Annotated in this window: 14 protein-coding genes; 9 read left to right on the forward strand and 5 right to left on the reverse strand. The window is 69.4% G+C overall.

The annotated features are described in order from the left end of the window. From C0461_RS10670 to C0461_RS10685, 4 genes are all read left to right on the forward strand, one after another. Window positions 1–759 (forward strand): aminotransferase class IV (locus C0461_RS10670; RefSeq protein WP_292106694.1); only part of this gene is annotated, 759 nt, incomplete at its 5' end. 123 nt (window positions 760–882) lie between these two features. Further along, window positions 883–1,368, forward strand: a complete 486-nt coding sequence (gene coaD / locus C0461_RS10675) for a pantetheine-phosphate adenylyltransferase (protein ID WP_292106695.1) — start codon at window positions 883–885, stop codon at window positions 1,366–1,368. After that, window positions 1,365–2,213, forward strand: coding sequence for a peptidylprolyl isomerase (locus C0461_RS10680; RefSeq protein ID WP_292106699.1), 849 nt, complete (start codon window positions 1,365–1,367; stop codon window positions 2,211–2,213). The genes coaD and C0461_RS10680 overlap by 4 nt, the downstream gene beginning before the upstream one ends. Before the next feature lie 17 nt (window positions 2,214–2,230). After that, entirely contained in the window at window positions 2,231–3,103 is an 873-nt protein-coding gene (locus C0461_RS10685; RefSeq protein ID WP_292106701.1) for a peptidylprolyl isomerase, read from the forward strand. Between the two features lie 2 nt (window positions 3,104–3,105). Here C0461_RS10685 and C0461_RS10690 read toward each other — a convergent pair whose 3' ends face one another. After that, window positions 3,106–4,167: a Ppx/GppA phosphatase family protein gene (locus C0461_RS10690; RefSeq protein WP_292106702.1), complete on the reverse strand. Its 1,062-nt coding sequence runs from the start codon at window positions 4,165–4,167 to the stop codon at window positions 3,106–3,108. A gap of 143 nt (window positions 4,168–4,310) precedes the next feature. Between C0461_RS10690 and hspQ the strand changes: the two genes are divergently transcribed. Both hspQ and phhA read left to right on the forward strand, forming a co-directional pair. Beyond that, window positions 4,311–4,616: a heat shock protein HspQ gene (gene hspQ / locus C0461_RS10695; protein ID WP_292106704.1), complete on the forward strand. Its 306-nt coding sequence runs from the start codon at window positions 4,311–4,313 to the stop codon at window positions 4,614–4,616. 60 nt (window positions 4,617–4,676) lie between these two features. Continuing rightward, window positions 4,677–5,558 carry a phenylalanine 4-monooxygenase gene (phhA, locus tag C0461_RS10700; protein ID WP_292106706.1) on the forward strand — a complete coding sequence of 294 codons (882 nt, stop codon included), beginning with the start codon at window positions 4,677–4,679 and terminating at the stop codon, window positions 5,556–5,558. A gap of 346 nt (window positions 5,559–5,904) precedes the next feature. Here phhA and C0461_RS10705 read toward each other — a convergent pair whose 3' ends face one another. Continuing rightward, window positions 5,905–7,200, reverse strand: a complete 1,296-nt coding sequence (locus C0461_RS10705) for a diguanylate cyclase (protein WP_292106707.1) — start codon at window positions 7,198–7,200, stop codon at window positions 5,905–5,907. Between the two features lie 312 nt (window positions 7,201–7,512). Here C0461_RS10705 and C0461_RS10710 point away from each other — a divergent pair, with 312 nt between their 5' ends. Beyond that, window positions 7,513–8,439: a YihY/virulence factor BrkB family protein gene (locus C0461_RS10710; protein WP_292106709.1), complete on the forward strand. Its 927-nt coding sequence runs from the start codon at window positions 7,513–7,515 to the stop codon at window positions 8,437–8,439. Here C0461_RS10710 and C0461_RS10715 read toward each other — a convergent pair. After that, window positions 8,405–8,695 carry a sulfurtransferase TusA family protein gene (locus tag C0461_RS10715; RefSeq protein WP_292106712.1) on the reverse strand — a complete coding sequence of 97 codons (291 nt, stop codon included), beginning with the start codon at window positions 8,693–8,695 and terminating at the stop codon, window positions 8,405–8,407. The genes C0461_RS10710 and C0461_RS10715 overlap by 35 nt on opposite strands. Between C0461_RS10715 and C0461_RS10720 the strand changes: the two genes are divergently transcribed. Next, window positions 8,694–9,329, forward strand: coding sequence for a hypothetical protein (locus C0461_RS10720; RefSeq protein ID WP_292106715.1), 636 nt, complete (start codon window positions 8,694–8,696; stop codon window positions 9,327–9,329). The genes C0461_RS10715 and C0461_RS10720 overlap by 2 nt on opposite strands. On the opposite strand, the gene C0461_RS10725 is transcribed toward C0461_RS10720, so the two are convergent. Then, on the reverse strand, window positions 9,301–9,792 hold the full coding sequence (locus C0461_RS10725) for a CinA family protein (protein WP_292106718.1): 492 nt from the start codon (window positions 9,790–9,792) through the stop codon (window positions 9,301–9,303). The genes C0461_RS10720 and C0461_RS10725 overlap by 29 nt on opposite strands. An 80-nt stretch (window positions 9,793–9,872) precedes the next feature. Here C0461_RS10725 and C0461_RS10730 point away from each other — a divergent pair, with 80 nt between their 5' ends. Continuing rightward, window positions 9,873–12,170, forward strand: coding sequence for a fused MFS/spermidine synthase (locus C0461_RS10730; protein WP_292106719.1), 2,298 nt, complete (start codon window positions 9,873–9,875; stop codon window positions 12,168–12,170). On the opposite strand, the gene ispF is transcribed toward C0461_RS10730, so the two are convergent. Then, window positions 12,136–12,877: 2-C-methyl-D-erythritol 2,4-cyclodiphosphate synthase (gene ispF, locus C0461_RS10735; protein WP_292106722.1), on the reverse strand; the 742-nt coding region annotated here is incomplete at its 5' end. The two genes, C0461_RS10730 and ispF, sit on opposite strands and share 35 nt — an antisense overlap.

Here is a 12,877-nt window from a genome sequence, read left to right on the forward strand (position 1 = left end):
GCGCTGGTGAACTACGGCGCCTTCACCTCCATGCAGGCGGAGCAGGGCGCCGACGGCGTGTGGGGCGTGCGGGGGCTGGATCTGCATCTGGCCCGGCTGCGCGAGGGTGGGCTGGAGTTGTTCGGCCAGCCGCCGGACGAGGGCGAGGTGCGCCTATGGATCGGTCAGGCGTTGCGGACTCAGTCCGGCGCCGCCTCGGTGCGGGTCAGCCTGTTCAACCGGATGATCAGTGTGCGCAACCCGTCGGCGCGGGGGGCGCCTGACGTGATGGTCATGGCCGGGCCGCCGGCCGCGGAGCCGGCCGAACCGCTGAAGCTCAGGGTTTCCCGCTACGTCCGCGAGGCGCCGCACCTGAAGCATGTGGCGACCTTCGGCCTGATCCGCGAGCGGCGAGAGGCCATGGCGGGGGGCGATGACGACGTCCTGTTCGCCGACGACAACGGCCGGGTCACCGAAGGCAGCATCTGGAACATCGGCTTTCTGAAGGACGACACGGTGATCTGGCCGCAGGGGCCGATGCTGGCGGGGACCGGCCAGGCCCTGATCCAGCGCGGACTGGAGGCTGTGGAGGTGGCGACGGAGCAGCGCTGGGTCGGCCTGCCGGAGCTGCCGGACTTCGACGCCGCCTTCATCGTCAATGCGGCCATGGTAGGGGTCCCGATCGCGGCCATCGGGGCGGTGCGGTATCCGGAGCACCCCGATCTGACCGCCCTGGTGAAGAACGCCTGGCGATCAAACCCGTGTCAGCCGCTAGTTTAATGCGAGAGCCTGATTCACGGCATCGGCGGAACTGCGTGGCGATTCCGCCTCAACCGATCAGGCTCTAGGTTCGGTGAAGTTCGGATGCTAAACCGGGGCGAACGTGGGGGAGATCAGGGCCTTATGCGCATCGGACTGTATCCGGGCACCTTCGATCCGGTGACCAACGGCCACATGGACATCATCGGCCGGGCCGTGAAGCTGGTGGACCGGCTGGTCATCGGCGTGGCCCAGAACGACGACAAGGGCCCGCTGTTCACCACGGCGGAGCGGGTCGAGCTGCTGCGGGCCGAGGTGGCGCCGCTGAACGCCGACATCGTGGTGGAGCCGTTCTCGACCCTGCTGATGCATTTCGCCGAACAGCTGAACGCCAATGTCATCGTGCGGGGCCTGCGCGCCGTGGCGGACTTTGAATACGAGTTCCAGATGACGGCCATGAACCAGCGGCTGAACGCCGACATCGAGACCGTCTTCCTGATGGCCGATCCGCGTCACCAAGCCATCGCGTCCCGTCTGGTCAAGGAGATCGCCCGGCTCGACGGCGCGATCGAGAGTTTCGTCAGTCCCAGGGTCGCCGAGCGCGTCCGGGCCAAGGTCCAGCAATCATGAAGTTTCCGACCAGCCTTCTGGCCGCCGTCGTCCTGACGGCCGCGGTATCCCCTTCCGTGGCGCAGGAGGCCGAGGTCTGGCGCGATGTGGCGCCCGAGAACCTGTGGGTCATCGACACCTCAAAGGGCCGCGTGCTGGTGGAGCTGGCGCCCGATGTCGCGCCACAGGCGGTCGAGCGGATCCAGACCCTGACGCGGCAGGGATTCTATCAGAACCACGCCTTCCACCGGGTGATCCGGAACTTCATGGCCCAGAGCGGCGATCCGACAGGAACCGGCGCGGGCGGCAGCGAACTTCCGGACGTTCCGGGCGAGTTCACCTTCCGCCGCAGCCGCCGCCCCGCCTTCATCGAGACACCGACGGGGCGTGAGGAACGCGCGGTGTTCGGCCTTTACGGCGCCATGCCCGTGCGCACCCAGCCGGACGCCCAGATGTTCGTGACCGCCGACAACCGCGTGGACGCCATGGGCTTCTTCTGTCCCGGCGTGGCGGGTATGGCGCGTTCGGCGAGCCCGGACAGCGCCAACAGCCAGTTCTTTCTGATGACCGCCTACCGCGCCAACCTGAACGGCGACTACACGCCGTTCGGCCGGGTGCTGGAGGGTCTGGACGTGGTCGAGTCGCTGAAGGCCGGATCCGATGCGGAGGACGGGGTGGTCACCAATCCGGACAGGATGCTGAACGCGCGTCTGGCCGCAGACATGCCCGAGAACGAACGGCCCAGGGCCCAGGTGCTGGACGCCCGCTCGCCCCGCATGGCCGAGATCGTCCAGGCCGCCGTGACCGAGCGCGGCGCCCGCCTCAGCGTCTGCGACGTGGTTCCGCCCGTCCGCATTGAAGGTTGATCCAGAGGGGAACTCCCATGCGCCTGTCGATCATCGCCGCCGCCGTCCTGCTCGCGGCCACGCCCGTCATGGCCCAGGATGCGGCGCCGGCCGCCGCCGCTTCCCCGCCGGAGTCCGACTGGCGCACGGTGGCGCCGGAGAACCTGCTGGTCATCGACACCAATCGGGGCCGGATCCTGGTGGAGATGTCGCCCTTGGCGGCGCCGGGGCATGTGGAGCGCATGCGCCTTCTGGCGCGCAACGGCTTCTATGACGGCCTGGTCTGGCACCGGGTGATCGACTGGTTCATGGCCCAGACCGGCGACCCGCTGGGCACCGGCGACGGGCAGAGCGCTTATCCCGACCTGACCGCCGAGCTGACGTTCCGCCGGGGGGCGGACATGCCGTTCACGCCGGCGGCCGACCCCATGGGGGCGCCGGTGGGCTTTCTGGGCTCCTTGCCGATCCAGACCCAGCCCGACGCGCTGATGGCCCGCACCGGCGACGGCATGGTGCATGCCTGGGGCGTCTATTGCCCCGGGGTGGCGGGCATGGCGCGGGGCGAGGCGCAGGACAGCGCCAACAGCCAGTTCTTCCTGATGCGCCAGGCCTATCCGTCGCTGGACAAGCGCTACACCGCTTGGGGCCGGGTGATCTCGGGGCTGGACGTGGTGCGGGCGATCAAGACGGGGGAGGAGCCGTCCGGAACGGTGGCGACGCCCCAGGACGTCATGACCTCGGTGCGGGTGGCCGCCGACATCCCCGCCGCCCAACGGCCGGTGGCGCGGGTGCTGGATACAGAGTCGCCGACCTTCGGGGACATGATCGAACGGACGCGCGCGGCGCGCGGCGCGGATTTCTCCATCTGCGATCTGGAGCCGCCTGTGGATGTGATCGAGCCGGCGGCCTAGCCCTAGCGGCGACGCCGTCTGCGGCCGGCGGTCCGGCGGCCCTCGCGCATGGCGGTGAGGAGCAGGCCTTCGCGCAGGCCCCGGTCGGCGACGCGGACGCGGGCGCAGGGCCAGGCGCGCTGGACGGCCTCCAGGATCGCGGCGCCCGCCAGCACCAGATCCGCGCGCTCGGCCCCGATGCAGGCCTCGGTCGCGCGCCCTTTCGGAGTCAGGCTCCTCAAGCGGTCTGCGGCGCGGGTGCAGTCGTCGCGGGTCATCCACAGGCCGTCGACCCGGTTGCGGTCATAGCGGGTGAGATTCAGATGCACCCCGGCCAGGCTGGTGATGGCGCCGGAGGTGCCCACCAGATGGGCGTGGCCGTCGTCGAAGACGGGCCTGAGGATGCGGGCGCCGTCATGGGCGTCAAGACGGGCCTTCATGTCGTCGACCATGGCCTCATACCATTCCGGCGTGGGCGGATCGGGCTCGGGGTGGCGCTCGGCGAGGGTGACGACGCCCAGCGGCGCGGACATCCAGCTGACGGTCTCGAAGCGGGCCTGACCGTTCTCGCCGACGCGGCGAAGCCAGGACACCTCGGTGGAGCCGCCGCCCACGTCGACCACCACAATGGCCCGCGCCGTATGATCGAACAGGTTGAGGCAGCCCTGGACCGACAGGTTCGCCTCCTCTTCCGGCGGGATGATGCGCAGGGTCAGGCCGGTGCCCTTGCCGACCCGGTCCAGGAAATCGGCGCCATTGTCCGCCGAGCGACAGGCCTGGGTGGCCACGGCGCGGACCCGGTCGCCGTGGATTTCGCGGCGGGCGATGCGCTCTGCGCAGATGCTCAGGGCGTCATAGGCGCGGTCCATGGCGCCGGGATCCAGTCGGCCGGTGCGGGTCAGGCCTTCGCCCAGACGCACAATGCGGGAAAAGGAATCCACCACGCGGAAGCCGTCACGCGAGGGACGCGCGATCAGCAGCCGGCAATTGTTGGTCCCCAGATCGAGCGCTGCGTACAGCGGCGCCTCGCGACCTGAAGGGGACCGGGCGCCGCGCTTGCCGCGCGCGCCGTCCGCCTCTGGCATGGCCAACCTTTCGTGGGCGCGTGACGGCGCCCGTTCAACGCAAGGTTAGGCGCATCCGGGCGTGCTCGCCAAGCGCTTCCTGTCGCAAAGATGAACGAGACCGCAGGCATGCCGCTCAGGCGGGGGTCCGTATCCTGGGCGACATGTCCATTGAACGCACAGCCCGTTTCGGCCTCGGCCAGATCGTCCGCCACCGCGAACAGTCCCTCGAAGGAGTGATCGTGGACGTGGATGCGGTGTGCGCCGTGCCATTCGACGACGTCCGTGCGGATCAGCCGTTCTATCAGGTGTTCGCTTACGGCGACGAGGGCGGTTTCATCGCCTATGTGCCGGAGGACGCCCTGATGGCCAATCGGGACCTGAAGCCCCTGAGCGCCGCCGAACAGGCCCAGTGGTTCACCGTGGACGGCAAGGGGCGACACGCGCCCCGTTCGCAACCGATCCACTGACGCACGTATTCCTTCCTGAACGAGGACGGACTAGATTCGTCCCGATCATGAGGAGGCTGCATGTCTGATTTCACCCACGTCCATGAAACCCCGCCCGAGGGCGCGGCCGAGGACTGGACCATTCCCCAGGCGTGGGAGGACTACACAGACGTCGAGCATCAAACCTGGGTGACGCTGTACGAGCGCCAGATGAAGATCCTCCCCGGACGGGCGGCGGACGTGTTCCTGAAGGGGCTGGACGCCCTGGATCTTCACGGATCGGGCATTCCCGACTTCCGCGAGATGAACGCCAGGCTGGAGGCCCTGACCGGCTGGACGGTGGTGTGTGTGCCGGGGCTGGTGCCGGACGAGGTGTTCTTTGACCACCTGGCCAACCGCCGCTTTCCGTCGGGCCAGTTCATCCGCAAGCCGGATCAGCTGGACTATCTGCAGGAGCCGGACATCTTCCACGATGTGTTCGGCCATGTGCCGATGCTGACGGACCCCACCTTCGCCGACTACATGGAAGCCTATGGCAAGGGCGGCCAGCGGGCGGCCAGCCTGGGCATGCTGCCCAATCTGGCGCGGCTGTACTGGTACACGGTGGAATTCGGCCTGATGGAGACGCCCGAGGGGCTGCGCATCTACGGCGCCGGCATCGTGTCCTCGTCCACCGAGAGCAAATTCAGCCTCAAGGATCCCTCGCCGAACCGTCTGGGCTTCGATCTGGAGCGCGTGATGCGGACGCTGTACCGCATCGACGACTTCCAGCAGGTCTATTTCGTCATTCCGTCCATCGAGCAGCTGCGCGAGGTGACGCTGCAGGATTTCGGTCCGGTCTATGAAAACCTGAAGGGGGCCGAGGACCTGCCCATCGAGGCGATCCTGCCCTCGGACAAGGTTTTCACCCGGGGGACGCAGACCTATGCCGCCAAGGGGGGGCGGTTCGCCAGGGCGGGGTGAACGCCGCGCCGGCCGAGCGCCCCTCCCGTGCGACGGGATGGGAGAAGCATACGGGGGCCCGGAACGCGGTCGGAAAAATGAGCGAAGAATTTTCGCGAACCCTTATGCGCCAATGTATTGGTCGGGAAAATGCGGGTGAAGTCGGCACATCCTCCCCCGTCGGGGGAGGTGGCGCGGGCGCGACCAGCGCCCGTGACGGTGGGGGCTGAAGCTGGGCTGTGCGGGTGAGGGTGGGGCGGGATCGCCGATGGGCGCGCGGCGATCGAGCATCCGGCATGCCGGCCAGCCCCCTCCAGCGCTACGCGGTCCCCCTCCCCCGATGGGGGAGGATCGATCACGCCCGGTCTCAGCCGGCGCCCACGGCGGCTGATGCGCGTTCCAGAAGGGCGGCGGGGCTTTCGCCGGGCTGAAGCTCAGCGGCCCCCACCTCGAACTCCACCACGAAGGGCGGGCGTTCCGGTCCGGCGTCGAAGGCGGTGCAGCCGATGACGGCGGCGATTCGCTCGGCCGTCAGGCGGGCCGCCGCGCCCCGCGTGGCGGGCAGGGCCAGGGCGAAGACCTCGGGCGCCAGGCGCGCGGCGGTGTCCTCGGCGCGCACCAGACGCGAGACCATGGCCCCGATCTGGGGCATGGCCCGGTCCAGCCAGCCGCCCTCGCGGGCCAGGGCGACCTCGCGGCCATAGACCACGCGCAGCACGCAGACCGACAGGGGGCGGCCGCGCTCGCGGGCGCCCTCGGCGACGCGCGCCAGATGGGCGGCGAACAGGTCGCGGGTGAACAGGCCGGTGTCGGCATCCATGAGGCCCGAGCCGCGCGCGGCCTCCAGCGCCTTGCGGATGGACTTCTGGCGACGGAAGTCCCGCGCCAGGGCCAGGATGCGGGCGGCGGTCTCATCCTCGGGGGTATCGGGGGAGGCGACGTCGGCGAAACCGCGGTTGTAGAGCTCCGACAGGTTCAGGTCGGTGACCTGGCGCAGATAGAGCACCAGCGGAATGTGGAACAGGCGCGTGTTGCGCTTCATGCCCGCGGCGATGGACAGGGCGGGGGCGTGGTCCTCGCCGCCCCACAGGACCGCGGCGTCGAAGGCGCTTTCATGCAGGTAATCGAAGGCTGTGTAGGGGGTCGGCGCGGCCACCGCCTCGGCGCCCCCGGCCGACAGGGCGTTGGACAGGGCCAGAAAGCGGCGATCCGCCACCCCCGCCGCGAGAACGCGCAGGGGTTTTTCGGACGGATCGGGCGCCTCCAGCGTCGCGCCTTGCGCCGCGAAAGTGGCCTGCCGCAGGGCGAACTCCTCCTCCGCCACGGCGCCGCGCACAAGCTGCTCAAGCCGCAGGGCCAGCTGGGCCGGGTGAGGCGGCCCCGTCATGACCAGATCGGCCCCGGGCGCGTCCCGACCGGGCTTCGACAGGGCCAGAACCGGCAGGATTCGGGGCCGGGCGCGGGCCTTCAGGACGGCGGCGGCGTCCGGCGCCGCGTCGGCGATCAGGGCCGCCTCGAAGGCCATATCCTCCATGGCGGCCGCGCCGGCGTCCAGGGTGCGGGCCGTCAGGGTGCGCCAGCCGAGGGCGTCCAGCCCGGCGCAAAGCGGCCCGGCCAGATCGTCGTCGGCCGCCACGACCAATACGCGCGGATCGGGTCCCAAACTCAGAATCTCCGTCACGCGCACCGGATTCGGCCGCGTCCCCCTGACATTTGGCGGACCATAGCGAGCCGCTCCCGCCATGCAACGGGGGGCGGGATTGGACATCGGGCCCCAGGACACTTATCCACCGCCGCGATCTGCGCGGAGCATGATCGTTTCGGACGGAACAGCGCAGCGGTTCCGACTGAAGCGTGAGTCATGCTCCCGCTCAAATTCTGGCGCCTGATTCACGGCATCGATGGAATCGCGAAGCGATTCCATCTCAACCGATCAGGTGCTAGACCCAGTTAACCGTGACGCGGGGGAGCACGTTTGACTCAATCGGTGGACTTCACCTCGCTGGCCTTCTGGGGGCGGCTGGCGGGACGCGCGTTCAAGCGCAGCTGGGGCCGCGACGTGATGCTCTATACGGGCGGCGTTTCGTTCTTCGCGCTTCTGGCCGTGTTTCCGGCCATCGCCATCCTGATCGGCTTCTACAAGATCGTGCTGTCCAGCGGACAGGCCACCGAACAGGCCGCCGCCCTGACCGAGATGCTGCCCGCCGCCGCCAGCGGCATCTTCATCAGCGAGGTCGAGCGCATGACGGGGCTGTCGGCCCGGTCCATCTCGACCCAGAGCGCCATCGCCCTGGTCATCGGCGCCTACGCTGCGCACCGGGGATTCAAGGCCCTGCTGGCCGGGCTGAACCTGATTCACGACGAGCCGGATCCGCACGGCTTCTTCCGCTTCAATCTGCTGGCCCTGGTGGTGGCGATCCTGGCCTTCACCCTGTTCACCGTGGTGTCGGGCGCGGTGGTGACCTCGCGCATCCTGAGCCACGCGTCGGAGACGGGAAGCTCGCTGTGGCTGGACGGGGTCTGGTCCACGGCCGGTCTGTTCATCGGCCTGACCTGCCTTTACCGCTATGCCATGGTGCACTCGAGCCGCGTCGCCTGGCGCGCGGCCATCGCGGGCGGGCTGGTGGCCACGGTCCTGTCGGCCACCGTGTCCTGGCTGTGCGTGGTCTATGTGGAGCAGATCGTTGAGCTGGGCGCCACCTACGGCTCGGTGGGCGCAGTGGTGGTGCTGCTGATCTGGCTGTCGTGGAACGTCAACGCCATCTTCTACGGCGGCGGCTTCGTCACCGAGATGGAGATCGTGTTGCGCCGCCAGGATGAGCCGCCGACGGAGGACGCGCCCGAGGTGGACACCGACTCCCGCGTGGTCAGCCTTCAGAGTCGGCGCCGCGCTCAACCGTAATCGCCAGCCAGCCGGCTTCCTCGCGCACCTCGATCACCCGACCGCCCAGCTCCTCTATCAGATGCGGGACGTCGATCCGCGCCATGGGGTCCGTGGCCAGCAGGACCAGTCGGGCGCCGGGCGCCGCGATCTCCAGCGCCTTGCGCAGCCTCAGGCTCGGCACGGGACAGCGATGGCCGCGCGCGTCGACGATGATGGGGACAGGACTGACCACGGGCTCTCCGCAAGGGACGAATCCGGGCAGGGTGTGACGCATGGTGCGTCTTTCGTCCAGTTTGCCGGCGATGCTGATCGCCCTGTTCGCCCTGGCCGCGCCCGGACAGGCCCAGACGCCGCGCGTCGCGCCTGACTATCACGCCCGGGTCTGGGTGGCCGGGTTCGAGACTCCCGTGGAGATCCGCCAGTCGGGCCTGCGGCGACGGATCGAGGTGGCCCAGGGCGGCCTGGTCCAGACCTATATCGCAGACCGGGTGCGCGGATCGCTGACGGTGATGACCGCAGGCGGGCAAGGGCGGGTGGCGTTCGTGTTCCCCTTGCCGCGCGAGGAGCAGATGTCGCCCCTGCCGCTGGACCTGCTGGTGATCGAGCGGGGCGCGGCGCGGATGAATCGCGTCGGGGCGTCGAACATCGCGGGGCGATCATGCCAGCGGTACCGCTATTCCGGCTACATGGGGCGCGCGGGTTCGGTGTGCGCGACCCGGGAGGGCGTCATCCTGGAACTGCATCCGGACGGGCGTCAGCGGCCGTTGTATCAGGTTCTGAGCCTGACGCCGGCCCGTCAGGCGGCCAGCTGGTTCGCGCCCACGCCGGATTATCAGCTGGCTGTGCTGCCGGGGATCGGGGGCACGGTCGGCGCGCCGGCTACGCCAGCATCTCCGCCATCATCCTGAGCGCGGTGCGGACGGATTCCAGGCGCACGGCATCGCGGCCGATGTCGCCGAAGCGCTCCTCGCGATGGACCAGACGTCCGTCGTGACGGGCCACGGCGAAATGGACCAGGCCCACGGGTTTGTCCGCCGTGCCGCCGGTGGGCCCGGCGATGCCGGTGACCGCGGCCGCCAGCCCGGCGCCCGACGCCTTCAGCGCCCCTTTCGCCATGGCCTCGGCGACCGAACGGGACACCGCGCCGTGCAGGTCGATCAGCTTCATGTCCACGCCCAGCATCTGATGCTTGGCGTCGTTGGAGTAGGTGACGAATCCGCGGTCCACCGCCTTGGCCGAGCCGGAGACGGTGGTCAGGGCGGCCACCAGCAGGCCCGCCGTGCAGCTTTCGGCCGTGGCCAGCATGATCCCGGCGTCGGCGGCGCGGTCGGTGATGGTCTTGGCCAGGGGTTCGATGTCGGCGGGAAACATGGCGTTCTCATCAGCTGTCGAGTCGCGATAACGTCGAAGAGAACGCCCCGTTTCATCCGGGCGCGCAAGCCGGGGGCGTAATGACCGACAGCATCACCGAGGCCGAACCCGTTCGTCCGCGCCTGCGCGATCTGAACGATCCGCTGACCCCGGCTCTGTTCGCCCTGGCCGTGTTCGTCAGCGCGGCGCTGGTTTTCGTGGTTCAGCCCATGGTGACCAAGCTGGTGCTGCCGTCGCTGGGCGGATCGCCGGCGGTGTGGAACACGGCCATGGTGTTCTTTCAGGGGGCGCTGCTGGCCGGCTACGCCTACGCCCATGTGCTGCAGCGCATCCGGTCGATCCGGGGGCAGGTGATCACCCATCTGGTGCTGCTGGTCGTCGCAGCTTTGTTCCTGCCGCTGCGGATCAACGGGCTGCTGGGGGACCCTGACCCGTCCGCGCCCATCAGCTGGCTGCTGCTGACCCTGGCGGTGTCCATCGGCGCGCCGTTCGCCGTGCTGTCGGCCACCGCGCCGCTGATGCAGGCCTGGTACGCCCGGGTGCGGGCCCACGAGCCGGACGGCAAGAACCCCTATGTGCTTTACGCCGCCAGCAATCTGGGCAGCTTCCTGGCCCTGTTGTCCTATCCGGTGGTGATTGAGCCGATCCTGACCCTTACGGGCCAGCGGATCAGCTGGAGCGTGGGCTATGGCCTGTTCACGGCGCTGGTGCTGGGGCTGGCGTTCGTGGTCTGGCGCCGCAGGACCCAGGCCGTCCCGCCTGAGCCGCTGGCGCCGACCGCGCCGATCCCGTGGCGGACCAGGGGGCTTTGGGTGCTGCTGGCGGCCGCGCCGTCCAGTCTGATGCTGGGGGTGACGGCGCACCTGTCCACGGATGTGGCCTCGGCGCCGTTCCTGTGGGTCATCCCGCTGGCGCTGTATCTGCTGACCTTCGTCATCGCCTTCCAGGCGCGGCCGTGGATTCCCATGCCGGTGACCTTCCTGGTGCAGGCGGCCCTGGTCGCGGCGATGATCGGCATGATGCCGTTCCAGAGCGGCGAGTGGGCCTTCATGTTCCTGGTCCACATCGCGGCGTTCTTCTTCACCGCCCTGATGTGCCACCAGATTCTGGCGGCGCGGCGGCCGCCGCCGGACCGGCTGACCGAGTTCTATCTGCTGCTGTCGCTGGGCGGAGTGCTGGGCGGAATCTTCAGCGCCCTGATCGCCCCGGTGGTGTTCGACGTGGTGCGGGAGTACCCGCTGGTCCTGGTCCTGACGGCCCTGCTGCGGCCGTGGGGGCAGGGACGATTCACCCGGCAGCAGTGGGCGCTGCTGCTGGCGGTGGTGCTCCTCACCGTCGGGCCGCCGCTGCTGTATGCGGCGCTCAGATCCAATCCCGAACTGCTGGCGGCGGTTGGCTGGGACACAGCCCTGTCGGCGTCGCGGCTGGCGTTCATGGTGGCCGGCATCTGTGCGTTTCTGCTGCGGGATCGGGCCCTGCTTCTGGCCGCGGCACTGACCATGATCAGCCTTTCGGCCCACCATGTGGCCGAGCGTTACGACTTCCGCCACACCGAGCGCAGCTTCTTCGGCGTCATGCGGGTGGCGGAGTTCAACGATCCCGGCATGGGGGGCGTGGTGCACATGATGATGCATGGCACCACCCTGCACGGCGCGCAGGCCCGCGATCCGGCGGAGGCGTGCAGGCCGGCGCTGTACTACGCGCCCTCCACCCCCATCGGTCAGGTGGCCGACGCGGTCCAGATCGAGCGGCCCGCCGTCTCCATGGGGGTCATCGGCCTGGGCGCCGGGGCCATGGCGGGCTATCGCCGGCCGGCGGATGACATGACCTTCTTCGAGATCGATCCCATGGTGGATCGCATCGCCCGCGACCCGCGCTGGTTCACCTACATCAGCGACTGCGCCCAGGGGCCGGTGGAGACGGTTCTGGGCGACGCCCGACTGACCCTGGCGCGCGAGCCGGACAACCGATTCGACGTGCTGCTGGTGGACGCCTTCTCATCCGACGCCATCCCGACACACCTGCTGACCCGGGAGGCCATCGCGGAATATCTGAGGGTGGTGAAGGACGACGGGGTGGTGGTCCTGCACCTGTCCAACCGTCATCTGGAGCTGGCCATGCCGACGGTGAACGCGGCGCGTCAGCTGGGCGCCCATGACCGGCACCAGATCTTTGTGGAGCGCGATGGGCTGCCGGTGATGGCGGAGGCGTCCACCGAAGTCCTGATCCTGTCCCCCACCGAGGAGGGCATGGCCCTGTTCGAAGGTGACCCGCGCTGGCGGATCATCGCGCCCAACGACGTGCGGGCCTGGACCGATGACTATGTGAACGTGGTCGGCGCCATCATGCGGGAGATGCGCTTCTCGCGGGGAGGGTGAGGGAGACCACCGCCTGGGCGGCAAGCCCTTCCTGACGACCGGTGAAGCCCAGACCTTCGCTGGTGGTGGCCTTGACGCTGACGGCGTCCAGCGGAACCTCCAGCAGGGCGGCCAGCCGCTCGCGCATGGCCAGCCGGTGCGGCTTGATCTTCGGCTGCTCGCAGATCAGCGTCACGTCCGCATTGACGATGCGGCCGCCCCGCGCGCGCATCCGCTCAAGGGCGTGGATCAGGAACCGGTCGGAGGCCGCGCCCTTCCACTGCGGGTCGCTGGGCGGGAAATGGTCGCCGATGTCGCCGTCGCCCATGGCGCCCAAGATGGCGTCGGTCAGGGCGTGCAGACCGGCGTCGGCGTCCGAATGACCCACCAGCGCCTGATCATGGGGAATGGCCACGCCGCACAGCCAGGCCGTGTCGCCGGGCCCCCAGCGGTGCACGTCGTAGCCCTGACCGATGCGGGTCTCGCGCGCAATCATCTGCTCAGCCAAGGCGAAATCCTCCGGATAGGTCAGTTTCATCAGGCGCGGATCGCCGGGAACCAGCCGCACGGTCCTGCCCGCGCGCTCCACCACCGCGGCGTCATCGGTGGGGCTCTCGCCGGCCGGCCAGACGGCGAAGGCGTCCCGGAAGGTCTTGAGGCGCGCGGCCTGCGGGGTCTGGGCCCGCCACAGGCCCTCTCGGGGCTCGGTGCCCGCCACGAGGCCGTCG

The sequence above is a fragment of the Brevundimonas sp. genome (assembly GCF_013823285.1).
GTDB lineage: Bacteria > Pseudomonadota > Alphaproteobacteria > Caulobacterales > Caulobacteraceae > Brevundimonas.